22 protein-coding genes and 1 pseudogene are annotated in these 23,733 nt (G+C 72.5%); 17 read left to right on the forward strand and 6 right to left on the reverse strand.

Translation table 11 applies throughout. The annotated features are described in order from the left end of the window. The first annotated feature begins 2 nt into the window (after window positions 1–2). Both ACFYZB_RS08995 and ACFYZB_RS09000 read left to right on the forward strand, forming a co-directional pair. On the forward strand, window positions 3–1,391 hold the full coding sequence (locus ACFYZB_RS08995; RefSeq protein ID WP_388756063.1) for an aldehyde dehydrogenase family protein: 1,389 nt from the start codon (window positions 3–5) through the stop codon (window positions 1,389–1,391). Continuing rightward, window positions 1,388–2,170 (forward strand): 3-oxoacyl-ACP reductase, encoded by a 783-nt coding sequence (locus tag ACFYZB_RS09000; RefSeq protein WP_351206556.1) that lies wholly within the window; start codon window positions 1,388–1,390, stop codon window positions 2,168–2,170. Before ACFYZB_RS08995 ends, ACFYZB_RS09000 begins: the two co-directional genes overlap by 4 nt. A gap of 6 nt (window positions 2,171–2,176) precedes the next feature. Here the strand turns inward: ACFYZB_RS09000 and ACFYZB_RS09005 are convergent, their stop codons facing one another. Further along, a complete protein-coding gene (locus tag ACFYZB_RS09005; RefSeq protein WP_388756066.1) occupies window positions 2,177–3,379 on the reverse strand; it encodes an amino acid deaminase/aldolase in 1,203 nt (400 codons plus the stop codon). A gap of 1,293 nt (window positions 3,380–4,672) precedes the next feature. Between ACFYZB_RS09005 and ACFYZB_RS09010 the strand changes: the two genes are divergently transcribed. Both ACFYZB_RS09010 and mycP read left to right on the forward strand, forming a co-directional pair. Continuing rightward, entirely contained in the window at window positions 4,673–5,779 is a 1,107-nt protein-coding gene (locus ACFYZB_RS09010) for a hypothetical protein (RefSeq protein ID WP_388756069.1), read from the forward strand. After that, a complete protein-coding gene (mycP, locus tag ACFYZB_RS09015; protein ID WP_388756072.1) occupies window positions 5,776–6,963 on the forward strand; it encodes a type VII secretion-associated serine protease mycosin in 1,188 nt (395 codons plus the stop codon). Before ACFYZB_RS09010 ends, mycP begins: the two co-directional genes overlap by 4 nt. A gap of 34 nt (window positions 6,964–6,997) precedes the next feature. Here mycP and ACFYZB_RS09020 read toward each other — a convergent pair whose 3' ends face one another. Then, window positions 6,998–7,867, reverse strand: coding sequence for a serine hydrolase (locus ACFYZB_RS09020; protein WP_388756074.1), 870 nt, complete (start codon window positions 7,865–7,867; stop codon window positions 6,998–7,000). Between the two features lie 184 nt (window positions 7,868–8,051). On the opposite strand from ACFYZB_RS09020, the gene ACFYZB_RS09025 reads away from it, so the two are divergent. Further along, entirely contained in the window at window positions 8,052–8,783 is a 732-nt protein-coding gene (locus ACFYZB_RS09025) for an SseB family protein (protein WP_388756077.1), read from the forward strand. A gap of 1 nt (window position 8,784) precedes the next feature. Here ACFYZB_RS09025 and ACFYZB_RS09030 read toward each other — a convergent pair whose 3' ends face one another. Next, window positions 8,785–9,141 (reverse strand): DUF1844 domain-containing protein, encoded by a 357-nt coding sequence (locus tag ACFYZB_RS09030; RefSeq protein WP_351206544.1) that lies wholly within the window; start codon window positions 9,139–9,141, stop codon window positions 8,785–8,787. A gap of 365 nt (window positions 9,142–9,506) precedes the next feature. On the opposite strand from ACFYZB_RS09030, the gene infC reads away from it, so the two are divergent. The 11 genes and pseudogenes from infC to ACFYZB_RS09085 all read left to right on the forward strand — a co-directional run bounded on the left by infC (window position 9,507) and on the right by ACFYZB_RS09085 (window position 20,857). Further along, a complete protein-coding gene (gene infC / locus ACFYZB_RS09035) occupies window positions 9,507–10,169 on the forward strand; it encodes a translation initiation factor IF-3 (protein WP_228618720.1) in 663 nt (220 codons plus the stop codon). Between the two features lie 124 nt (window positions 10,170–10,293). Then, on the forward strand, window positions 10,294–10,488 hold the full coding sequence (gene rpmI, locus ACFYZB_RS09040; protein WP_003977225.1) for a 50S ribosomal protein L35: 195 nt from the start codon (window positions 10,294–10,296) through the stop codon (window positions 10,486–10,488). Window positions 10,489–10,586: 98 nt separating this feature from the next. Further along, window positions 10,587–10,970, forward strand: coding sequence for a 50S ribosomal protein L20 (gene rplT / locus ACFYZB_RS09045; protein ID WP_030381833.1), 384 nt, complete (start codon window positions 10,587–10,589; stop codon window positions 10,968–10,970). A gap of 126 nt (window positions 10,971–11,096) precedes the next feature. Next, window positions 11,097–11,960, forward strand: coding sequence for a TrmH family RNA methyltransferase (locus ACFYZB_RS09050; RefSeq protein WP_388756081.1), 864 nt, complete (start codon window positions 11,097–11,099; stop codon window positions 11,958–11,960). Window positions 11,961–12,010: 50 nt separating this feature from the next. Then, on the forward strand, window positions 12,011–13,147 hold the full coding sequence (locus ACFYZB_RS09055) for an ATP-binding protein (RefSeq protein WP_388756084.1): 1,137 nt from the start codon (window positions 12,011–12,013) through the stop codon (window positions 13,145–13,147). Between the two features lie 136 nt (window positions 13,148–13,283). Further along, window positions 13,284–14,405: a phenylalanine--tRNA ligase subunit alpha gene (gene pheS / locus ACFYZB_RS09060; protein ID WP_351206536.1), complete on the forward strand. Its 1,122-nt coding sequence runs from the start codon at window positions 13,284–13,286 to the stop codon at window positions 14,403–14,405. Then, on the forward strand, window positions 14,405–16,927 hold the full coding sequence (gene pheT / locus ACFYZB_RS09065) for a phenylalanine--tRNA ligase subunit beta (RefSeq protein WP_388756087.1): 2,523 nt from the start codon (window positions 14,405–14,407) through the stop codon (window positions 16,925–16,927). Before pheS ends, pheT begins: the two co-directional genes overlap by 1 nt. A gap of 339 nt (window positions 16,928–17,266) precedes the next feature. Beyond that, window positions 17,267–17,515 (forward strand): annotated as a pseudogene (locus ACFYZB_RS09070) (hypothetical protein); the annotation flags it as partial. A gap of 195 nt (window positions 17,516–17,710) precedes the next feature. Further along, window positions 17,711–18,784 carry a PP2C family protein-serine/threonine phosphatase gene (locus ACFYZB_RS09075; protein ID WP_388756089.1) on the forward strand — a complete coding sequence of 358 codons (1,074 nt, stop codon included), beginning with the start codon at window positions 17,711–17,713 and terminating at the stop codon, window positions 18,782–18,784. A 124-nt stretch (window positions 18,785–18,908) separates the two neighbouring features. Further along, window positions 18,909–20,249, forward strand: a complete 1,341-nt coding sequence (locus tag ACFYZB_RS09080; RefSeq protein WP_388756092.1) for a transcriptional regulator — start codon at window positions 18,909–18,911, stop codon at window positions 20,247–20,249. Between the two features lie 65 nt (window positions 20,250–20,314). Beyond that, window positions 20,315–20,857 (forward strand): NUDIX hydrolase, encoded by a 543-nt coding sequence (locus tag ACFYZB_RS09085; protein ID WP_351206528.1) that lies wholly within the window; start codon window positions 20,315–20,317, stop codon window positions 20,855–20,857. Here ACFYZB_RS09085 and ACFYZB_RS09090 read toward each other — a convergent pair. Both ACFYZB_RS09090 and ACFYZB_RS09095 read right to left on the reverse strand, forming a co-directional pair. Then, complete coding sequence (locus ACFYZB_RS09090) at window positions 20,854–21,111, reverse strand: hypothetical protein (RefSeq protein WP_388756095.1); 258 nt, start codon at window positions 21,109–21,111, stop codon at window positions 20,854–20,856. The two genes, ACFYZB_RS09085 and ACFYZB_RS09090, sit on opposite strands and share 4 nt — an antisense overlap. Window positions 21,112–21,259: 148 nt before the next feature. Continuing rightward, window positions 21,260–22,135, reverse strand: a complete 876-nt coding sequence (locus ACFYZB_RS09095; protein WP_351206524.1) for a 3-hydroxybutyryl-CoA dehydrogenase — start codon at window positions 22,133–22,135, stop codon at window positions 21,260–21,262. 173 nt (window positions 22,136–22,308) lie between these two features. Here ACFYZB_RS09095 and ACFYZB_RS09100 point away from each other — a divergent pair, with 173 nt between their 5' ends. Beyond that, a complete protein-coding gene (locus ACFYZB_RS09100) occupies window positions 22,309–23,535 on the forward strand; it encodes a glycoside hydrolase family 10 protein (protein WP_388756098.1) in 1,227 nt (408 codons plus the stop codon). Here ACFYZB_RS09100 and ACFYZB_RS09105 read toward each other — a convergent pair. Next, complete coding sequence (locus tag ACFYZB_RS09105; RefSeq protein WP_351206520.1) at window positions 23,505–23,726, reverse strand: DUF1918 domain-containing protein; 222 nt, start codon at window positions 23,724–23,726, stop codon at window positions 23,505–23,507. The genes ACFYZB_RS09100 and ACFYZB_RS09105 overlap by 31 nt on opposite strands. Between the last annotated feature and the right edge of the window lie 7 nt (window positions 23,727–23,733).

Consider the following 23,733-nt stretch of genomic DNA (forward strand, 5'->3'; position numbering starts at 1 on the left):
TCGTGTCCGACTCATACGAGTTGAAGGTCCTCAACCCCGCCACGGAAGAGGTCGTCGCCACCGTCCCCGCCGCGAGCGAGCAGGACGTGGCCGCCGCCGTCGCACGGGCCGTGCGCGCCCAGCGGAAGTGGGCCGCCCTCGCCCCCGCCGACCGGGCCCGGCTGCTCCGCCGGTTCGCGGACGTGGTCGACGCGCACCTCGAGGAACTCGCCCAGCTGGAGGTCCGCGAGGCCGGGCACACCGTCGGCAACGCCCGCTGGGAGGCCGGCAACGCCCGTGACCTGCTGCTGTACGCCGCCGGCGGCGCCGAACGCCTCCTCGGCAGGCAGATCCCGGTACCCGGCGGCTGGAACGTCACCTTCCTGGAACCCCTCGGGGTCGTCGGCGTGATCGCCCCCTGGAACTTCCCCATGCCGATCGCCGCCTGGGGCTCCTTCCCGGCGCTCGCGGCCGGCAACGCGGTCGTCCTCAAGCCCGCCGAGACCACCCCGCTCACCGCACTCCGCCTCGCCGAACTCGCCCTGGAGGCGGGCCTGCCCGAGCACGTCTTCCAGGTGCTGCCCGGCCACGGCCACACCGCCGGACGCGCCCTGGTGGACCACCCGGACGTCGCCAAGATCGTGTTCACCGGCTCCACCCGCACCGGCCGCGAGGTCATGGAGCGCTGCGCGCGGCTCGTCAAGCCGGTCACCCTCGAACTCGGCGGCAAGAGCCCCAACATCGTCTTCGCCGACGCCGACCTCACCGCCGCCCTCGACCCCTTCTCCTTCCTCGACAACTCCGGCCAGGACTGCTGCGCCCGCACCCGCATCCTCGTGCAGCAGCCGGTGCTGGAGGAGGCCCGCGAGTTCCTCGCCGACGCGCTCGCCTCCGTGGTGGTGGGCGATCCGGCCGACGAGAAGACCCGGATGGGCCCGCTGATCTCCCGTCAACAGCTGGACCGCGTACGGTCGTACGTCCCCGAGGACGCCCCCGCGCTGCGCGGCAGCGCCCCCGACGGCCCCGGCTTCTGGTTCCCGCCGACCGTCCTGACGGGGGAGCGGCCGGACAGCCGGGCGGCCCGCGAGGAGATCTTCGGCCCCGTCGCCGTCCTGCTCCCCTTCACCGACGAGGAGGACGCGATCCGCCTCGCCAACGACACCCCCTACGGCCTCTCCGGCTCCCTGTGGACCCAGGACCTCGGCCGCGCCCTGCGCGTCTCCCAGGCCGTCCGCGCGGGCAACCTGTCCGTCAACTCCCACTCCAGCGTCCGCTACTGGACCCCGTTCGGCGGCTACAAGCAGTCCGGCCTCGGCCGTGAGCTGGGCCCCGACGCCCTGACCGCCTTCACCGAAACCAAGAACGTCTTCATCAGCAACGTCTCCCCCAGCACGGAGGGCCCCGCACAGTGACCGACAACAGTGTTTGCCGCCGCCTGGTCGGCCGTACCGCCGTCGTGACCGGAGCCGGCAGCGGCATCGGCCTCGCCACCGCCCGCCGGCTCGCCTCCGAAGGCGCCCACGTCGTCTGCGCGGACGTCGACGAAGCCCGCGGAAAGGCCGTCGCCGACGAGGTCGGCGGGCTCTTCGTGAAGGTCGACGTCACCGACCCCGAGCAGGTCGAGGCGCTGTTCAGGACGGCGTACGACACCTACGGCAGCGTCGACGTCGCCTTCAACAACGCCGGCATCTCCCCGCCCGACGACGACTCCATCCTGGAGACCGGCCTGGAGGCCTGGAAGCGCGTCCAGGAGGTCAACCTCACCTCCGTCTACCTGTGCTGCAAGGCCGCGATTCCCTACATGCGGCGCCAGGGCAAGGGCTCCATCATCAACACCGCGTCCTTCGTGGCACGGATGGGCGCGGCGACCTCGCAGATCTCGTACACGGCCTCCAAGGGCGGCGTGCTGGCCATGTCCCGGGAACTGGGCGTGCAGTTCGCCCGGGAGGGCATCCGCGTCAACGCCCTGTGCCCCGGGCCGGTCAACACCCCGCTCCTTCAGGAGCTGTTCGCCAAGGACCCCGAGCGAGCCGCCCGCCGGCTGGTGCACATCCCGGTCGGCCGGTTCGCCGAGGCCGAGGAGATCGCCGCCGCCGTCGCCTTCCTGGCCAGCGACGACTCCTCCTTCGTCAACGCCACCGACTTCCTGGTCGACGGCGGAATCGCGGGCGCGTACGTCACGCCGCTGTAGGCGGCCTCAGAGGAACGTGTGTCCCTCGCCCCGGTAGGTGGGCACGGTCGCGGTGACCGTGTCCCCCTCGATCAGGTGGAGGGCGTCGAACCGCTCGCACAGCTCGCCCGCCTTGGCGTGCCGGAACCACACCTTGTCGCCGATGAGGAGGTCGTCGGCGGGCGAGCCGAGCAGCGGGGTCTGCACCTCGCCGGGGCCCTCCTGGGGGTCGTACGCCAGACCCTCCGGCAGGTACGGCACCGGCAGCCGGTCGGGGCCGGCGGCGCCGGAGGCCGGATAGCCACCGCCGAGCACGGTGACGACGCCGACCCCCGGCCGTCGTACCACGGGCTGGGCGAACAGGGCCGCCGGACGGCCGGTGAACGACGTGTAGTTGTCGAAGAGCCGGGGCACGTACAGGCCCGAACCGGCCGCTATCTCGGTCACCGCGTCCTCGGCGGCGGTGTGCTGCACACTGCCGGTGCCGCCGCCGTTGACGAACTCCAGATCGGGTACGACGGCCCGTACGGCGCGCACCACCGCGGCCCGCCGCTCGGCCAGTTCCCGCCGGGCGGCGGCCTGCATCAGCCGGATCGCCCGGGACCGCAGCGGCCGCCCGGCCACCGCGTCCCCGACACCCGCGATGTGCCCCTCGTACGCCATGATCCCCACCAGCCGGAATCCCGGCCGCCGGGCCACCGACCGGGCCAGCTCGGCGAGTTGGGCGGGGGAGTGCAGGGGGCTGCGCCGCGCGCCGACCCGGACCCGGCCGCCCAGCAGCTTCAGCGAGGTGTCCAACTCCAGGCAGACACGGATGAGTTCGCGCCCGCCGTCACGGGCCGCGTCGATGAGGTCGAGGTGCGCCGGATCGTCCACCATCACGGTCACCGCACCGGCGAGCTTGGGATCGGCGGCCAGCTCCGCGAAGGCGGCCCGGTCGGCGGACGGATAGGCCAGCAGGACGTCGTCGAACCCGGAGCGGGCGAGCCACAGGGACTCGGCCAGGGTGAACGACATGATCCCCTGAAAACCGTCCTTCGCCAGGACGCGCTCCAGCAGGGACCGGCAGCGCACGGACTTGCTGGCGACCCGGACCGGCTTGCCGGCGGCCCGGCGGACGAGATCGGCCGCGTTGGCGTCGAAGGCGTCCAGGTCCACGATCGCGAGAGGGGCGTCGAGATGGGCGGTGGCCCGGTCGTAACGGGCCCGGTCGGCGGCGCGCGCAGTCATGACGGAAGCCTGCCAGACAGGATTACCGCAGGGTAGGGGGACGTTCCGGGCAGATGCCCCGGCGCTCCGGACTGGTTCTGTCTCTGCCCCGGACAACCCGTAGAGTGACGCGCACGTACGGCGGAACCCGCCCGGCCGCTTCACCTGAACCGGGATGCCGGTCCGGCCGTACGGGTATGCGTGCCCGGACGGAGCTTCCGCACCGGGCGCGGCCGAGCAGCGCAGCGGCCCGCGTACGTGAGGACGGCCCGGGCACGAGGAAACGGGGGGTGCATGACCACGGAAGCGCGCCACGCTCCCATCCCGCCGCGCCCCTCGACCCCGCCCCGCCCGACCATCCCTCCGCGCCCGTCCACCCCGCCCGACGACCCCGACGACGAACCGTCGGTCTTCACGCCGCCCGCCGGCCGCGTGTCCCACAGGGGTACGGCAGGCGAGGCGGGCGCCTCCCCCGGGACAGCCGCGAGCGAGGGACGTGCGCCGACCGGAGGGCCCGCCGGTGGCGGCGAGCCCTCCGGTGCGGCGGTCGCGGCCGAGGGACGTGCGCCGGCCGGGGCTTTCGCCGGCAGCGGCGGGTCGTCGGCCGGCCCGGCCACGGTCGAGGGCTTCGGCCGTGGTGGCGCGCCTACGGCCGCGGCCGGGCCGAGCGAGGGACGGCCGTCCGCCGGAGCCTTCCCGCGAAAGGGTTCGCCTTCTGCCGCGGCCTCCGGGGGCGATACCTCGAGCTCGATCGGGCGGCCGACGGGTGGCGGGTCGGCTTCGGCTGGTCGGTCTGCGCCGGGTGGCTCGTCTTCGGCTGGTCGGTCGGCGGACGGTGGCTCGTCCTCGGCCTGGGGGTCCGTGCGTGACGGTTCGCCTTCGGCCGTGGGATCCGCGGGTAACGGCTCGGCGTCGTCTGCGGGGTCCGGGGGTAACCCCTCGCCCTCGATCGGGCGGTCCGCGGGAAGCGGCTCGGCCTCGGCTCGGCAGTCCGTGCGCGATGGTTCGCCATCGGCCGCGGGGCCGGCGGTCGGCGGCCCGGCTTCGGCGGCGGGGTCCTCGGGTAGCGCTTCCCCTTCGGCCGGTCGGTCCGCGGGCGGTGGTGAGGCCGTCGGGCGTGATGGTCAGGTTTCCCGTGCGGGAGTCGGTGCCCGTGCCGGGGAGGGGGATCGGCCCGGCGCGCCGCGCCCTGTCGTACCCGCCGCCGGTGCCCCCGTGAGCCCGCCTCCGCCGCCGGCCTCTGCCCGGTTCCCCGATGCGCCGCCGAGCACGGGGCGTCGCCCGGCACGCGAGGCCCGGCAGCCGGCAGCCCCGGTGGAGACCCCCTCGGAGACGACGGCCCGGCTGCGCCCGGTCAGCGCGCCGGAGACGACTGCCCCGGCCCGCCCGGTCACCGCGTCGGAGACCACCGCCCGGCTGCGCCCGGTTGCCGACGCGGCCGGTCGGCCGGGCGGGGAGCGGCGTGGCGTTTCTGCGTCCCCCTCCACGGTGTCCGCCCCGCGCCCGGAGGCGGGTGCCTGGAGTCCCATGGCCCCGGCGCACCCCGTCGGCCCGCCGCCGGGCGGCGCCGCCGGGCCGGACCCCGCGCTGTCCTGGAGCGCCATGGCGGCCGCGCGGCCCGTGATGGGCGGCGGGGAGCCGTGGGCGCTCGGTGGGCGGATCTGGTACCGGCTGGGGCCCCGGACCGCCGCCGCTGCCGCCTGTCTCGTGCTCGGTCTCGGTCTCATCGGCGGTGCCGTGACCGGGAGTTGGCTGACCGACGACGGCGGGGACGACGCCTCCGGCGACCACTTCGCCACCGCGGGGGCACTCTGGCACAACGCGCCTGTGGACCAGCTGTTCCCGCCCACCGTCCAGGGCCCGGGCGCCGGACCCGGCGGCGCCGACCGCACCTGGACCAGGATCGCCGTGGCCCCGGACACCGGCTGCGCGCAGGCCTTCGACCCGCTGCTGTCCAAGGTGCTCGCCCCGGTCGGCTGCCAGCGGCTCCTGCGCGCCACCTACACCGATGCCACCCAGAGCTACGTCACCACCGTCGGCCTGCTGTTCACCAAGGCCGACCCCGCCGCCATGTCCGCGCTCGCCCACCTGTTCCGCACCCAGCGCCTGGACCGGCGCGCCGACCTCATGCCCCGGCCCTACGCGGCCAAGGGCACCGAGGCGGCCGGCTTCGGCGACCAGCAGCGCGCGTCCTGGACCATCTCCGTGCTCACCGACGCCCCCGTCGTCGCCTACGCCGTCTCCGGCTGGGCCGACGGCCGCAGCGTCGATGTGCCCCAGCCCGCCGCCGACGCCGTCAGCGCCGGTGCCACCACCGCACCGGCCCAGGCCGGGCTCGGCAACGAGGCCCAGGGCCTGGCCGACCGCATCGAACGGCGCCTGCGCCAGAGCATCGGCACGCCCACGGAGAAACCTTCATGAGGCGATCGATACGCGGCCGCCACCGCGTGGAACCCGCCGGGGCGGCGCTGAGCCTGCTGCTCGCCGGTGCCCTCACCCTGGCACCGGCCGCCACGGCCCACGCCGACGGCATCCGTGCCCAGCAGTGGGGCCTGTCGGCGCTGCACCTGGACGAGGCCTGGCGGACCACCAAGGGCCGCGGCGTCACCGTCGCCGTCCTGGACACCGGCGTCGAGGCCGACCACCCGGACCTCGCCGGAAACGTCCTGCCCGCCAAGGACATGATCGGCTTCGGCGCCCACCAGGGCGACCGCGACTGGGCCCGGCACGGCACCGCCATGGCCGGCATCATCGCCGGGCACGGCCACGGCCCGGGCGACAGCGCCGGTGTCATGGGCGTCGCCCCGGAGGCGAAGATCCTGCCCGTGCGGGTGATCCTGGAGGACAACGACCCCGCCCGCACCAAGGCCCGTACCAGCCGGGGCGACGCCCTCGCCGACGGCATCCGCTGGGCCGCCGACCACGGCGCCGACGTCATCAACCTCTCCCTCGGCGACGACTCCGACTCCGCGCACCCCGAGCCCAGCGAGGACGAGGCCGTGCAGTACGCCCTGCAGAAGGGCGTGGTGGTCGTCGCCTCGGCGGGCAACGGCGGGGACAAGGGCGACCACGTCTCCTACCCGGCCGCCTACCCCGGCGTCATCGCCGCCACCGCCGTCGACCGCTACGGCACCCGCGCCTCCTTCTCCACCCGCCGCTGGTACGCGGCGGTCAGCGCGCCCGGCGTCGACGTGGTCATCGCCGACCCCGACCACAAGTACTACGAGGGCTGGGGCACCTCGGCCGCCTCCGCCTTCGTCTCCGGCGCCGCGGCCCTGGTCAAGGCGGCCCACCCCGAGCTGAGCCCGGCCCAGATCAAGAAGCTCCTGGAGGACACCGCCCGCGACGCCCCGGTCGGCGGCCGCGACGACTCCCGCGGCTTCGGGATGATCGACCCGGCGGCGGCGCTGCGGGCGGCCGGGCGGCTCAGCCCGCAGCGCCTGCGCGCGGCGTCGTACGGGAAGAAGTACTTCGGCGGCGGTCCGGACGCCCCCACGACCACGTCCTCGACCGCCGACTGGGCGGGCCCCCTGGCCGGTGGCACCGGAGGGGTCCTCCTGGTGGCCGGCGTGGTGCTGTGGCGGGGGCGCAGGCAGCGGCTCTGAGGCGCACCCCGGATCACCCGGCACGGGAGCCGGATCACCCACCGGCGAACGCCGACACCGCCGCCTTCGCCGCCGCCTCGACCAGCGCGATGCCCTTCGCCCGTGTCTCCGTGCCCTTCGACAGCACCGCCACGAGACGGTCGGTGCCGTCCACCGTCACCCGCCCGATGCTGTTCACGTCCCACAGGCCCGTCGTACTGCGCGCCAGCCAACCGTTCTTCAGCGCCCAGGAGTTGCCCTCCGCGGCGGCCGACACCCCCCACTGCTGGTCCGCCTCGACCGACCCCATCAGCCCCTGCACATAGGTCCGGGAGGCCGCGCTCAGCCGGGAATCCTCCCCGAACACCTGCTGGAGCAGGACGAGTTGGTCGGCGGCCGTGGTCTGCGTCAGCCCCCACAGCTCGCCCTCGCCGCCGGAGGTCGAGGCCAGCCCGAAGCGCTTGTTCGCCGCGTCCAGGCCCTCGGCGCGCCCGATGGTGTGCCACAGCGCCGTCGCCGACGCGTTGTCGCTGTTCTCGATCATCTTCGTGGCGTACGCCTTCTCGGCCGCCGTCAGGTGCCGGCCCGTGTCCTGCGCCTGGAGCAGCAGCGTGGCCAGGATGTCGACCTTCACGATGCTCGCCGTGTCGAACGCCGCGTCCCCGTACGCGGCGCTCTCCCCTGAGTCCACCGCCAGCACCGCCGCCGACACCTGCGCGCCCGACGGCACCTCCACCGCCGCCATCGCCTTGCCCAGCAGCGCCGTCCGGTCCACCGCCGGCTCCGTCACGGGTTCCACCGAGGCCTCCTCGCCCGCCCCGGCCGAGGAAGAGGCCGAGGGCGTCGCCGCCGACGATACGACCGCCGTCCCCGGGTGCGCCCGCGCCTTCACATACACCGTGCCCCCGGCCGTGACCCCGCCCACGGCCGGCTCTGGGGGACTCCATGCCCGCGATGCTCGGGGCGCGGACCGTGCGCCCCCTCGGACGGGTGTGAGATCTCCGTCAGGGACGGCTGAGATTCCCGACGGAGATCCCGTGAGAGCGACGACGACGGCGTGCCCGGCCCCGCACAAGGCCTGCGACCTCCCCCCTATAGGGTCGGTGACCGTGGCGAACAAGAACATTCCCGACCCCGGCTTCTCCGACGACGACGGCTCCGCCGACCCCCGGCTGAGCGCCGCGCTCGCCGCCTGGGCCGAGGACAGGAGCGCCCTCGGGCCCGTCCTCGAGGCGCTCAGGGGCGCCCGCCTGCTGGTCCCGGTCGTCGCCGTGCTCGGCGAGGTCGAGGAGGACGAGAAGGGTCTGCGCCGCGAGAAGACCAGCGACATGGCCGTACCCACCCTGAAGGCCGGCCACCGCACCGCCCTGCCCGCCTTCACCTCCACCGACTCCCTCGCCCGCTGGGACCCCGCGGCCCGCCCGGTGGCCGTACCCCTGCACCAGGCGCTGCAGGCCGCCGCGCACGAGAAGGCCGACACGGTCGTGCTGGATCTCGCCGGACCGGTGCCCTTCGAGCTGACCGGCCCGGCGCTGCTCGCGCTCGCCGAGGGCCGTGCCAGCGCCGATCCGCTCGCCGACCCGGCCGTGACCGAGGCGGTGCGTACGGCCGTGGCGGCGGAGCCCGCCGTGCTGCGCGCCCATCTCGGGCCCGGGCAGTCCGACGGCACCCTCGCCCTGGTCCTCGACCCGGCCGCGGCGCCCGCCGAGGCCGCCCGCGCGGTCGCCGAGCGGCTCGCCGCCGACGAGACACTGAGGGCCCGCCTGGTGCGCGGCCTCGACCTGGCACTGCTGCCGGCCGGGACCACGCCTCCGGGCGAGCCCCTGTATGTGAAGGAGTAGGTCAGCTGTAGACGGGACCGGTGTACTTCTCGCCCGGCCCCTGGCCCGGCTCGTCCGGGACGATCGACGCCTCGCGGAACGCCAGCTGCAGCGACTTCAGACCGTCGCGCAGCGGCGCCGCGTGGAAGGAGCTGACCTCGGTCGCGCTCGCGTCCAGCAGGCCGGCGAGCGCGGTGATCAGCTTGCGGGCCTCGTCCAGGTCCTTGTACTTCTCGCCCTCCTCGCTCAGCCCGAGCTTCACGGCGGCGGCGCTCATCAGGTTGACGGCGACCGTCACGATCACCTCGACGGCGGGGACCTCGGCGATGTCCCGGGTCATCGCGTCGAAGTCGGGGTTCTCAGGAGGGGTCTCACTCATGCCCCACACGATAAGCGGTGCGCGGGAGAGCGCCGGGGAGACCTTCGATTAGCCCTTCGCCGTCGGTGCTGCTAACCTTGTGTGACGACCGGCTGGACATCCCTGCGAACAGCAGATTGCCCAGCCCACAAGTGGAGGCTCCGATCTCCCACCTGACCGTCCTCAGGGACGGCGGGTCACCCGGTCAGGCGGCCACCATCGTTCCGTACGGACGATGGAGTCGCCCGAAAGCGCGCCCCGCGGCATCGCGGCGGTGCTCCGGTAGTGTTGCGGAGCCCCGCCTGTGATCGTCCGGGGCATTTTTTGTGCTTCGGCGCGGTTAGGTCTCACGAAAAGAGACATACGCGGCTGTCCGCCAGACAACCGTGTGGTGCTACCGAGGAGGATCCATCAGCGCCGAGCCCCGCATCAACGACCGGATTCGCGTTCCCGAGGTGCGACTTGTCGGTCCCAGTGGCGAGCAGGTCGGCATCGTGCCGCTCGCGAAGGCACTGGAGCTTGCGCAGGAGTACGACCTGGACCTGGTCGAGGTCGCGGCGAACGCCCGTCCGCCCGTGTGCAAGCTCATGGACTACGGGAAGTTCAAGTACGAGTCGGCCATGAAGGCCCGTGAGGCGCGCAAGAACCAGGCGCACACGGTCATCAAGGAGATGAAGCTCCGGCCGAAGATCGACCCGCACGACTATGACACCAAGAAGGGTCACGTCGTCCGGTTCCTCAAGCAGGGCGACAAGGTCAAGATCACGATCATGTTCCGTGGTCGCGAGCAGTCCCGTCCCGAGCTGGGCTACCGACTGCTGCAGCGCCTCGCGGAGGACGTCCAGGACCTCGGTTTCGTCGAGTCGAACCCGAAGCAGGACGGCCGCAACATGATCATGGTCCTCGGTCCGCACAAGAAGAAGACCGAGGCCATGGCCGAGGCCCGCCAGGCGCAGGAGGCCCGCAAGGCCGAAGCGAAGGCGAACCCCGGCAAGTCGCAGAACCCTGCCGAGGCTGAGGCGTCCGCCGAGGAGCCCGCCGAGGCGTGATCCCGGGGGATGTGCGGTTCCGTACGTCCCCGAGGATGTAACCGACAGAAGAGAGCGACGCTCCACCGTGCCCGGTTTTCGCGACCGGGCACCGGAGCGCCACCGACGAGGAGATAACGGCGCTATGCCGAAGAACAAGTCGCACAGCGGTGCCAGCAAGCGCTTCAAGATCACCGGCTCCGGCAAGGTGCTCCGCGAGCGCGCCGGCAAGCGCCACCTGCTCGAGCACAAGTCGTCCCGCGTCACGCGTCGCCTCACCGGCAACGCCGAGATGGCCCCGGGCGACGCCGCGAAGATCAAGAAGCTTCTCGGCAAGTGACGCGGCGGCGCCGACCGAGCGCCGTGCGTCTGGACCGGGACCGAATCGTTTCCGGGTCGTGTGAGGACCACCACGACCCCGCTACAAGGAGTTAACAAGTGGCACGCGTCAAGCGGGCAGTCAACGCCCACAAGAAGCGCCGGGCGATCCTCGAGCAGGCCTCCGGCTACCGCGGTCAGCGTTCGCGCCTGTACCGCAAGGCCAAGGAGCAGGTCACCCACTCGCTGGTCTACAACTACAACGACCGCAAGAAGCGCAAGGGCGACTTCCGTCAGCTGTGGATCCAGCGCATCAACGCCGCTGCCCGCGCCAACGGCATGACCTACAACCGCTTCATCCAGGGTCTGAAGGCCGCGAACGTCGAGGTCGACCGCAAGATCCTGGCCGAGCTGGCCGTCAACGACGCGAACGCGTTCGCCGCGCTCGTCGAGGTCGCGCAGAAGGCGCTGCCGTCGGACGTCAACGCCCCGAAGGCGGCGTGACGCTGCGCCGGCTCTAGGCCGACGTTCACCGCAGGACCCGCAGGCCTTCGTGGCGTGCGGGTCCTGTTGCTTGCCGCAGCCCAGGACACGCTGCCCGTTGGAACTCTCCCGAAGGTGACCAAGAGGATGCCCCCCGCCACCCCCGAGCTGATCTCCCCCCGCTCCGCCCGCGTGAGTGCCGCCCGTCGGCTCGCCAAGCGGAACTTCCGGGGCAAGGACCGGCTGTTTCTCGCGGAGGGGCCGCAGGCCGCCAGGGAGGCCGCCGGGCACCGGGGTGCGGACGGCAGTCCCACCCTCGTCGAGCTGTTCGCCACCCTGGACGCAGCCGAGCGGTACGCCGACATCATCGGGGCCGCACGTGGCGCCGCGGCCCGGGTGCACCTGGCCTCCGAGGACGTCATCGCCGACATCTCCACGACCGTCACCCCGCAGGGGCTCGTCGGGGTGTGCCGGTTCCTCGACACGCCCTTCGAGGAGATCCTCGCCGCCCGGCCGAAACTGGTCGCCGTGCTCGCCCATGTGCGCGATCCCGGGAACGCCGGGACCGTGCTGCGCTGCGCCGACGCCGCCGGTGCCGAGGCGGTGATCCTCACCGACGCCTCCGTGGACCTGTACAACCCCAAGGCCGTACGCGCCTCCGTGGGTTCCCACTTCCACCTGCCCGTCGCCGTCGGCGTGCCCGTCGAGCGCGCCGTCGACGGGCTCCAGGACGCCGGAGTGCGCATTCTCGCCGCCGACGGCGCGGGGGACCGCGACCTCGACGAGGAGCTCGACAAGGGCACCATGGGCGGCCCGACCGCGTGGGTGTTCGGCAACGAGGCCTGGGGGCTGCCGGAGGAGACCCGCGCACTCGCCGACGCCGTCGTGCGCGTGCCCATCCACGGGAAGGCCGAGAGCCTGAACCTCGCCACCGCCGCCGCCGTATGTCTCTACGCGTCGGCTCGTGCACAGCGCGCCTCCGGAGGGTGCCGCTCCGTCACCCAGAGCTAGTAGGGTGACCAGCTCGGGGCCCTGCGCGGTCTGAGAGGTGGGGTACGGGGATGAGTGTGGCCGGCACGAGCGCCGCGCCGGAGGGGCGGGACCCGCGACGTACACCCGCGCCCCGGCAGGGTGACCACGGCTGGGGGCTCGACCCCGACCAGCTGCCCGACGGGCTCGTCATCGCCGACGAGCACGGCCGCGTCGCCTGCTTCAACGCCGCCGCCGCACGCATCACCGCCGTACGCCCCGGCGACGCCCTCGGGCAGCCGCTGGAGAAGGCCCTGCCGTTGGAGGATCTGGAGGGCCGCCGCTGGTGGCAGCTCACCGACCCCTACGGGGGCCTCGCCATCCGGGCGCGGCAGCCGGAGCGCAATCTGCTGCTGCCCGGTGGGCGGGAGGTGCTGGTCTCCGCCCGGTATGTACGGGAGCGCCCCCTGGGGCCCGTACGGCGGGTCGTCGTCTCCCTGCGGGACACCGAGGCCCGCCGCCGTACCGAGCGCAGCCACGCCGAGCTGATAGCGACGGTCGCCCATGAGCTGCGCTCGCCCCTCACCTCCGTGAAGGGCTTCACCGCCACGCTCCTCGCCAAGTGGGAACGCTTCACCGACGACCAGAAGCGGCTGATGCTGGAGACCGTCGACGCCGACGCCGACCGGGTCACCCGGCTCATCGCCGAGCTGCTGGACATCTCCAGGATCGACAGTGGACGCCTGGAGGTGCGCCGGCAGCCCGTCGACATCGGGGCCGCCGTCTCCCGGCACATCCAGGCCTATGTCGCCGCCGGCCAGCCCGCCGACCGCTTCCTGCTGCGCATCGAGCAGCCCCTGCCCGGCCTGTGGGCCGACCCCGACAAGATCGACCAGGTGCTCAGCAACCTCATCGAAAATGCCGTGCGGCACGGCGAGGGAACCGTCACCATTGACGTCACGCCCACCGCGTCCCCGCGGGAGGGCGAGGAGAATGGCACGTCGGTCACGGTGAGCGACGAAGGGCCCGGCATCCCGGAGGAGTCCATGAACCGCGTCTTCACCCGCTTCTGGCGGGGCAGCAAGCGCGGCGGCACCGGTCTCGGGCTGTACATCGTCAAGGGCATCGTCGAGGCCCACGGCGGCACCATCACGGTCGGCCGCGCCCCCGGCGGCGGCGCCGAGTTCCGATTTACGTTGCCCGTGGCGGCCCCCGCGTATCTCGCGTAGTGGCCCACGGGCGCATTCGCATACCTCCACCCCGTTAGACTCGGCCTTTGGCACCTTTGTGTCCTTCACGCGGCGATCAAAGAGCTGTGAGTCGGTGACGGGGACCATCCGCCAGCAATCGGAAGCACGGGAAGAGATGTCGGCACCCAATAAGTCGTACGACCCTGTCGAGGTCGAGGCGTTGAAACCGGAAGAGATCGAGCGCATGCGGGACGAGGCGCTCGCCGCCTTCGCCGCCGCGGACTCCCTCGACGCGCTCCACGAGGCCAAGGTCGCCCACACCGGCCCCGCCTCCCCGCTGGCCCTCGCCAACCGCGAGATCGGCGCCCTGCCCCCGCACGCCAAGGCCGAGGCCGGCAAGCGCGTCGGCATGGCCCGCGGCGCCGTCAACAAGGCCCTCGCCGCCCGCCAGGCCGAACTGGAGGCCGAGCGGGACGCCCGCGTGCTCGTCGAGGAGGACGTCGACGTCACGCTGCCGTACGACCGCGTCCCGGCCGGCGCCCGCCACCCGCTGACCACGCTGTCGGAGCGCATCGAGGACATCTTCGTGGCCATGGGCTACGAGGTCGCCGAGGGCCCGCAGGTCGAGGCGGAGTGGTTCAACTTCGACGCCCTGAACATCGGCCCGGACCATCCCGCGCGCGGCGAGGCCGACACCTTCTTCGTGCAGGCCCCGGACGGCGGCGCCGAGTCCGGCGTGGTGCTGCGCACCCACACCTCGCCCGTGCAGATCCGCTCGCTGCTCGACCGCGAGCTGCCGGTGTACGTGATCTGCCCCGGCGTCGTCTACCGCACCGACGAGCTGGACGCCACCCACACCCCGGTCTTCCGCCAGGTCGAGCTGCTCGCCGTGGACGAGGGCCTGACCATGGCCGACCTCAAGGGCACCCTGGACCACATGGTCCAGTCCCTGTTCGGCGAGGGCATGAAGACCCGGCTGCGGCCGAACTTCTTCCCCTTCACCGAGCCGAGCGCCGAGATGGACATGCTCTGCTACGTCTGCAAGGGCGAGTCCGTCGGCAACCCCGACCGGCCCTGCCGCACCTGCTCGTCCGAGGGCTGGATCGAGCTCGGCGGCTGCGGCATGGTCAACCCGCGGGTGCTCACCGCCTGCGGCGTCGACCCGGAGAAGTACAGCGGCTTCGCCTTCGGGTTCGGCATCGAGCGGATGCTGATGTTCCGCCACAACGTCGAAGACATGCGAGACATGGTCGAGGGTGACGTCCGGTTCACCCGGCCGTTCGGGATGGAGATCTGATGCGGGTCCCGCTTTCTTGGCTGCGGGAGTACGTCGACCTGCCGGCCACCGAGACCGGCCGCGACGTCCAGGCCAAGCTCATTTCGGCCGGCCTGGAGGTCGAGACCGTCGAACAGCTCGGCGCCGACCTCAAGGGCCCGCTGGTCGTCGGTCAGGTCCTGACGATCGAGGAACTGACGGAGTTCAAGAAGCCGATCCGCTTCTGCACCGTCGACGTCGGCCAGGCCAACGGCACCGGTGAGCCGCAGGAGATCGTCTGCGGCGCCCGCAACTTCGCCGTCGGCGACAAGGTCGTGGTCGTCCTCCCCGGCGCCACCCTGCCCGGCGGCTTCTCCATCGCCGCCCGCAAGACCTACGGCAAGACGTCCCACGGCATGATCTGCTCCACCGACGAGCTGGGTATGGGCGACGACGGCACCCACGGCATCATCGTGCTGCCGCCGGAGACCGAGGTCGGCAAGGACGCCATCGAGCTGCTGGAGCTGGTCGACGAGGTCCTGGACATCGCCGTCACCGCCAACCGCGGTGACTGCCTGTCCATCCGCGGCGTCGCCCGCGAGACCGCCATCGCCTACGGTCTGCCGCTGCGCGACCCGGCCCTGATCGACGTACCGGCCCCGAACGCCTACGGCTACCCCGTCCAGGTCGCCGACCCCTTCGGCTGCGACCGGTTCGTCGCCCGCACGGTCACCGGCCTGCGCCCCGAGGCCCGCTCCCCGATCTGGCTGCAGCGCCGGCTGCAGAAGGTCGGCATGCGCCCGATCTCGCTCGCCGTCGACGTCACGAACTACGTGATGATGGAGCTGGGCCAGCCCCTGCACGCCTACGACCGGTCCCTGGTCCAGGGCACCATCGGCGTGCGCCGGGCCCAGGAGGGCGAGAAGCTCGTCACCCTCGACGGCGTCGAGCGCAAGCTGCACGCCGAGGACCTGGTCATCACCGACGACCGCGGCCCGATCGGCCTCGCCGGTGTGATGGGCGGCGCCAACACCGAGATCGCCGATCACGAGGTCACCGAGGACGGGGTGAACGGGACCACCGACGTGGTCATCGAGGCGGCCCACTTCGACGCCGTCGCGATCGCCCGTGCGTCCCGCCGCCAGAAGCTGCTGTCCGAGGCGTCCCGCCGCTTCGAGCGCGGCGTCGACCCGCAGGCCGCCGCGGCCGCCGCGCAGCGCACCGTGGACCTGCTGGTGCTGCTCGCGGGCGGTACGGCGGAGGCCGGCGTCACCGAGGTCATCGCGCCCTCGGCGCCGCACACCATCACCATCCCGGCCGACCACCCGGACAAGGTCGCGGGTGTCGTCTACGGCCGTGAGACGGTCGTCCGCCGCCTCCAGCAGGTCGGCTGCGACGTCTACGGGCAGGACGAGCTGATCGTCACCGTCCCGTCCTGGCGGCCCGACCTGGTCGACCCGAACGACCTGGCCGAGGAGGTCATCCGCCTCGAGGGCTACGAGAACCTGCCCTCCACGCTGCCCAAGCTGCCCTCGGGCCGTGGCCTGACCCACCGCCAGCGGCTGCACCGCCGGGTCGGCCGCGCGCTGGCCGGCGCGGGGTACGTCGAGGCGCCGAACTACCCCTTCGTCGGCGAGCAGGTCTTCGACCAGCTCGGCCTGGCGGCCGACGACCCGGCCCGCCGTGTCGTCAAGCTGGTCAACCCGCTCAGCGACGAGGAGCCCGCGCTGCGTACGACGCTGCTGCCGGGCCTCCTCGGCGCCCTGCGGCGCAACGACGGCCGGGGCTCGCACGACCTGGCGCTGTTCGAGACCGGGCTGGTGTTCCACCCGCGCGAGGAACGGCGTGTCGCCACGCACCTGCCCGTCGACCGGCGTCCCACCGACGAGGAGATCGCCGCGCTGAACGCCGCGCTGCCCGAGCAGCCGCGGCACGTGGCCGTCGTCCTCACCGGCGCCCGTGAGCAGGCCGGCTGGTGGGGCAAGGACCGTCCGGCGGACTGGGCCGACGCGGTGGAGGCCGGGCGCGCCGTGGCGCGGGAAGCCGGTGCCGAGCTGATCGTCCGCAAGGGCCAGTACGGCCCGTGGCACCCCGGCCGCTGTGCCGAGCTGGTGATCGTCGCCGACGGCGCCGAGCAGGTCGTCGGCCACGCGGGCGAGCTGCACCCGCGCGTGCTGAAGGCGCTGGGGCTGCCCGAGCGCACCTGTGCGATGGAGCTGAACCTGGACGCCCTGGAGGCGGTGGGCGACGGCGCCCCGCAGGCACCGCGGATCTCCACGTTCCCGGTCGCCACGCAGGACGTCGCCCTCGTGGTCGACAAGCCCGTCCCCTCCGGGGAGGTCGAGGCGGCGCTGCGCGAGGGTGCGGGTGAACTCCTCGAGTCCATCCGGCTGTTCGACGTGTACGAGAACGCGGAGCAGCTGGGTGAGGGCCGGAAGTCGCTGGCGTATGCGCTGCGGTTCCGCGCCGCGGACCGCACACTGACGGTGGATGAGGCGTCGGCGGCTCGGGATGCGGCGGTTGCCCTCGCGGGCGAGCGTACGGGTGCAGTTCTGAGGGGCTGATCGCCAGGGGGACTGTGCGCGGCCGGCTGCGGGTATTCCGTGGCCGGCCGCACCCATGCGGCGGAGCCGCATGTCGGACACAGCCCCGCGCCCCTGCGGGGGCGCTGCAGCGCCGTCTGCTTCATGGCACCCCGCACGCGCGGGTGAGCGACCCACCCCCTGGACGGTCAGCGGGTGCTGAGCTCTCGAATGCCCTCCAGGGCCAGCGCCTCCTCGTGCCGGCCCATCTGCCGCAGCGCCACGCCCCTGCAGTTGAGGCACCACGCCTGGTTGTTGAGGTGGCCGTCCTCGCGGGCCGGTGCCAGGGCCCGGCCCAGGTGCTCCGCCGACTCCTCCGACGTCGGGGCCGCGGCGCCCGAGCTCGCCCCGAAGCTCTGGTACGGGATGCCGGCCTACGCCCTGGACGGCAAGGTCGTCTGCTTCTTCCAGAGCGCGGAGAAGTTCAGGGCGCGCTGTGCGGCCCTCGGCTTCAGCGACCGGGCGAACCTCGGCGAAGGCACCATGTGGCCGGGCTCCTACGCCCTGAAGGAGCTGACGGCCGTCGACGAGGCGAGGATCGGGGAGCTCGTGGGGAGGGCCGTCGGCTGAGCGCCGGGGAGGGGCCGGTAGGGGTTCACCCCTTCGGCGAGCTGCATAAATGCGGGTTGACCGGCGCGGGCTCACTCGTTCGGGTGGGAACTTCAGGTGATCGGGTCCTCCCGGGCCATGCCCTCGACAGAATCGGACCGGCCTTTCGGGGTCGGTCCGTCTGCTCTTTCAGGGCCCACATGGGGGACCAGAGGCATGATCCGCATCAAGGCACGGGCGCCCACCGCGCGGGGAGCCGTACTGCCCACGGCCTGGGGAGCCGTGGCGGTCGCCTACAAATTCGGCTGCCCGCTCGCCCAGCAGAACGACCTCGGCGCGCGCATCGTCACCAGCGCCGTCTTCCTCGCCGTCGGCACGGGACTGATAGTCCATGTCCGCCGCGCGCTGCTGCGGGAGTTGCGGCAGGTCCGCCGGGTGGCGCGGGCCGCGCAGAGCGTCGTACTGCGTCCCCTGCCGCCACGCCTCGACGGGCTGAACGTCGCCGCCGCCCAGCTGTCCGCGGACCGGGGCGCGAGCGTGGGCGGCGACCTGTACGAGGCGATCGCCACCGAGCACGGGGTGCGGGTGGTGATGGGCGACGTGCGCGGGCACGGTCTCGCCGCCCTCGGCACGGTCGCCGCCGTACTGGGCAGCTTCCGCGAGGCCGCCCACGACGAACCCGGACTCGACGGTGTACTCGGCCGGTTGGATCGCGCCCTCGCCCGGCACCTGCGCGAGCGTGCCCGTGCCGAACACCCCGCGAACGGCAGCCGGGACCCCGACCACCCGGTCGCCGAGGAGTTCGTCACCGTCCTGCTGCTGGAGATCGACCGTGACGGCCGGATGAGCGCCCTCAACTGCGGTCACCCGTGGCCGTATCTGCTCAGCGGCACGAGAGTCGAACCGTTGACGCGCGTCGACCCGCTGCCGCCGCTGGGCCCGTTCCCCCTGCCGACGGCCCTGGAAGCCCACGACTGCGGGCAGCTGTCTCCCGGCGACTCCCTGGTTCTCTTCACCGACGGCGTGGAGGACGCCCGGGACGCCCGCGGCCGCTTCTTCTCGCTGCCGGACGCCCTGCGCGAGGCCGTACGCGACCAGCCGGTGTCACCCCAGCGGGTCCTGCGTACGGTCGTCACGGCGCTCCTGCGGCACACCACCGGCCGCCCCACGGACGACATAGCGCTCCTGGTCCTGCGGAACGACCGTGAAGACCTCTGGCGGCACCCCAGGGGTCGGCCCGGCCAAGCCACCGCTTTTCGAGGGGGAGCCGGCGGCTTGGCCGGCACCTAAGTCAATCGGTACAGCACGCTGAGCGACACCGCGTGTACAGCCCGGATGCACGTGTTCCGTTCACACCCCGTGTGAAGGCGAGCGCACTACGCTGAACCGCACCAGGCCACTCGGGGGGCATCCCATGCAGCCCAACACTCTGCTCGACGCGATCCTGGACGAGGCGGGGATCTCGCACGCCGGTCTTGCCGCCCACGTCAACCAGGCGGGCCGGCGACGGGGCCTCGCGCTCCGGTACGAACACACCGCCGTGGCACGGTGGTTGAAGGGCCAGCGACCGCGCGGGCAGGTCCCCGACCTGATCTGCGAGGTGCTGGCCGCACGCCTGCACCGGCCGGTCACCCTGGACGACATCGGCCTCGGGGTGCCCGGTGAGCCGAGCACCCCGCACGCCGGCTCGCTGAACGGCTTCGTGGAGCGGGCGACCGCCCTGTGGCGCTCCGACGAACAGCAGCGGCCGCATGTCCTGGGCGCCCCGGCCGTCACCGGGACCCCGGCCGTGATGCCGGTCTGGGAGTGGGAGAACCCGCCCGAGGACGTCGATGTCTCCCGCGGCGGCCGGCACCGGGTCACCGAGGCCGACATCGGGATGCTGCGCGCCGCGCGCACGCACTACGAGCAGATGTACCGCAAGGCCGGCGGCATCGCGACCCGCAGCCGCATCGTCGGCTTCCTCAACGCCGAGGCGGCGCCGCTGCTGCGCGGCAGCTACACCGACGCCACCGGACGCCAACTGCACCGCGCCACCGGCGGGTTGGTGGCCATCGCGGGCATCTGCGCCTACGACTCCGACGCCCACGGTCTCGCCCAGCGCTACTTCCACCAGGCGCTGAGGCTCGCAAAGGCGAGCGGCGACCGGGGACTTGGCGCGTACGTCATAGCTCTGCTGGTCAACCAGTCGCTGTTCATGCGGGAGTACCGGCAGGCCGTGGCGTTCGCCGAGGCCGCGCTGCGGGCGGCCGGCAAGCACATCACCCCGGCGCTCGCCTCCGACCTGTACGCGATGCAGGCCAAGGCGTACGCCCATCTCGGCGACTCCGCGGGGGCGCTGTCCTGCATCCGCCGGGCGGAGGCGGCGGCCGACCGGATCCGGCGCGGTTACGAGCCCGACGAGACCGGCTATGTCCAGCCGGGCCTGGTCAATGTGCAGGTGGCCGAGGCGCTGCTGAGCCTCGGCGAGCTGGCCGCCGCCCGGGAGCACGCGGCGGCGGCGGTCGACAACCCGGCCCACGACCGCGGTCGGGTGCACCGGCTCGCCATGCTCAGCACCATCGAACTGCGCCAGGGCAACGCCGACAAGGCGGTGGCCACCGCCGTGCAGATGGCCGAGCAGGCACGCGGAATGGAGTCCCAGCGGCTGCGCGACAGACTCCGCGCGGTACGCGAACACCTGGTGCGCTGTGGCTCGGCCGGCACCGCCGAGGCCGCCGAACTCATCGACGGGGCACTGCGCGTACCGCTGTAGGTCCCCTGTAGGTGCACAGTCCCTGCTGCGATATTGCCACTTACTCGTCGGAAGGTGGCAGAACCGTGCAGTGGACGAAACAGAACGAACAAACTGTGTATGCAAACCGCTGGTTCAGCGTCAATCTCGCAGATGTCGAGCTGCCGGACGGCCGGCACCTGGACCACTTCCTGATCCGGCTGCGGCCGGTGGCCGTGGCCACCGTGGTCAACGAGGCGAACGAGGTGCTGCTGCTGTGGCGGCACCGCTTCATCACCGACAGCTGGGGCTGGGAACTGGCCGCGGGCGTCGTCGAGGACGGCGAGGACGTGGCGAGCGCGGCCGCCCGCGAACTGGAGGAGGAGACCGGCTGGCGACCGGGGCCCCTGCACCACCTGATGAGCGTGGAGCCGTCCAACGGCCTCACCGACGCCCGGCACCACATCTACTGGTCCGACCGGGGCGAGTACATCGGGCATCCCGTGGACGACTTCGAGTCGGACCGCCGGGAATGGGTCCCCCTCAAACTCGTTCCCGACCTGATCGCCCGTGGGGAGGTCCCGGCCGCCAACATGGCGGCCGCGTTACTCCTGCTGCACCACCTCAGGCTCGCCGACGACAGGGCCTAGTGGGCCAGCGCCTGCCAGACCGTCACGAGGAGCGCGCCCAGGGAGGTGAGCGCGGCGAGCGAGGGCAGTGGCCAGCGTGCGTGTTCCAGCGAGTTCAGGCGGGTGTCCAGCTCCTCCAGTTCCTTGGCGGTCTCCTCGGTCCGGTGCCGCAGCAGCGCCAGCCCTCCCTCGACGCGCGCGTAGGCCACGTCGAGGCGGCGCCGTAACTCTGCGAGTTCTCCCTGGACCACGGGATGCTCCGGATGGGCGGTCACGTGTCCACTCCTTTCCATTCATCGGACGTTGTTGCATCCCTTGCAACGCATGAGGAGTCAACTCGCCTGGCGGACAGGAGGGGAGCGTGTGCGACGGGCATATGCGTGCCCGTCGCACACACGGAGTGTGAAGCGCCGTCGTCCGTGATCAGCCGTAGGTGTAGAAGCCCGACCCGGTCTTCCGCCCCAGCCGGCCCGCCTCGACCATGCGCTGCAGCAGGGGGGGAGCGGCGTACAGGGGCTCCTTGTACTCGGCGTACATGCTGTTGGCGATGGAGACGATGGTGTCCAGGCCGATCAGGTCGGACAGCTTCAGCGGACCCATCGGGTGGGCGCAGCCCATCTCCATGCCGTTGTCGATGTCCTCGCGGCTCGCGATGCCCGACTCGAACATCCGGATCGCGGAGAGCAGATAGGGCACGAGCAGCGCGTTCACCACGAAGCCGGAGCGGTCCTGGGCACGGATGGCGTGCTTGCCGAGCACCTTCTCGGCGAAGACCTGGGCGCGGCTGAGGGTGCCCTCGGAGGTGGTGAGCGCCGGGATCAGCTCGACCAGCTTCTGCACCGGGGCCGGGTTGAAGAAGTGGATGCCGACCACGTGGTCCGGGCGGGAGGTGGCGACCGCCAGCTTCACCAGCGGGATCGAGGAGGTGTTGGAGGCGAGGATCGCGTCCGGGCGGGTCACCACCTGGTCGAGGACCTGGAAGATCTCCGTCTTCACCGGCTCGCTCTCCACGACGGCCTCGATCACGAGGTCGCGGTCCGCGAACTCGCCGAGGTCGGTGGTGAAGGTGAGCCGCGCCTGCGTGACGTCCAGCTCCTCCTCGGTGATCTTGCCGCGCTCGGCGGCCTTGGCCAGGGAGTTGAACAGCCGGGTACGGCCGATCTCCAGGGCCTCGCCGGTGGTCTCGGCGACCTTCACGTCCAGTCCTGCGCGGGCGCACACCTCGGCGATGCCCGCGCCCATCTGGCCGCAGCCCACGACTCCGACGCGCGCAATGTCTCCCGCTGGGATGCCCGTCACATCGTCCCCTTCGCTGGTTCTCCGGCTCGCTGGCAGGACCTCCGGGTTTCGGCGCCTGCTCCGATCGAGCACGTTACCGCCAAGTATCGATGATCGATCGCCCGGGTGGGTGCATTCTGTGGCGCGGAACGATCCGTGAGGGCGCGGATCCGGAGCGTATGGGGGTTGTGCACATGGGGCATCTGTCACGGCGGGCCTTCACACTGGCGGCGCTGTCGACGCTGGCCACGGCGCAGGGTGCGGCCGCGGCCGCGGGTCATCGGCCGCGTGCGGCCGCCGAGATGCGGGGGGTGTGGCTCGCGACCGTGTCCAACCGGGACTGGCCCTCCCGCCCCGGCCTCACGGCCGACGCGCAGCGGGCGGAGCTGGTCGCCCACCTCGACCGGGCGGCCCGTGACCGCCTCAATACGGTGATCTTCCAGGTGCGGCCCACCGCCGACGCCCTGTGGCCGTCACCGTACGAGCCCTGGTCCGAGTACCTGACCGGCACCCAGGGCCGCAGCCCCGGCTGGGACCCGCTGGGCACCGCGGTGCGGGAGGCCCACCGCCGGGGCCTGGAGCTGCACGCCTGGTTCAATCCGTACCGGATCGCGAACCACACCGACCTCAGCAGGCTCGCCGCCTCCCACCCGGTCCGCAGGCACCCCGACTGGGCGGTGCCCTACGGCGGGAAGCTCTACTACAACCCCGGCCTGCCCGAGGTCCGCGCCTTCGTCCAGCGGGCGATGCTCGACGCGGTCGCCCGGTACCCGGTCGACGCCGTCCACTTCGACGACTACTTCTACCCGTATCCGGTCGCCGGGCAGACCTTCGGCGACGATGACGCCTACGACCGATACGGCGGTGGCTTCTCCAGCCGGGCCGCCTGGCGGCGGGACAACATCGACAGACTGGTGAAGGAGATGGCCGCCGGCATCAGGAAGGTCCGTCCCGGCACCCGGTTCGGGATCAGCCCCTTCGGGGTCTGGCGCAACGCCTCGACCGACCCGCGCGGCTCGGACACGCGGGCGGGCGTGCAGACGTACGACGACCTGCACGCGGACACCCGCACCTGGGTGCGCAGCCACTGGATCGACTACATCGTCCCGCAGCTCTACTGGAACATCGGCTTCGCCGCCGCCGACTACGCGAAGCTGGTCGACTGGTGGGCGGGGGTCGCGAAGGGCACGAAGACACGCCTGTACATCGGCGAGGCCCTGTACAGGGCCGGGGCCGCCGGACAGCCCCCGGCCTGGCAGGACCCGGCCGAACTGTCCCGGCACCTCACCCTCGCCGCCGGCTACCCGCAGGTGCGCGGGCACGTGTTCTTCGCCGCCGCGGACGTGGCGGCCGATCCCATCGGGGCGATGTCACGCGTGATCACCGACCACTACGGGCGATCGGCGAAGCCACCCCGCTGATTCCTGTCGTCCGGATGCTTGACCTGGCAGTCGGGTCCCGGCGACATGATCGCCTCGTGTCCGTCCTTGAACTTCACGCGGTAGGGCGGGCTGCCCTCGGTACCCAGTACTTCGACTACTTCCGATTCCTGGTCGTGTTGGCCGACCACCCTGCCGTGCTGGACAAGACGGTCGCCCTTGGATGCACGCATCTCGCAG

It is taken from the genome of Streptomyces sp. NPDC001852 (genome assembly GCF_042891825.1).
Classification (GTDB): Bacteria; Actinomycetota; Actinomycetes; order Streptomycetales; family Streptomycetaceae; genus Streptomyces.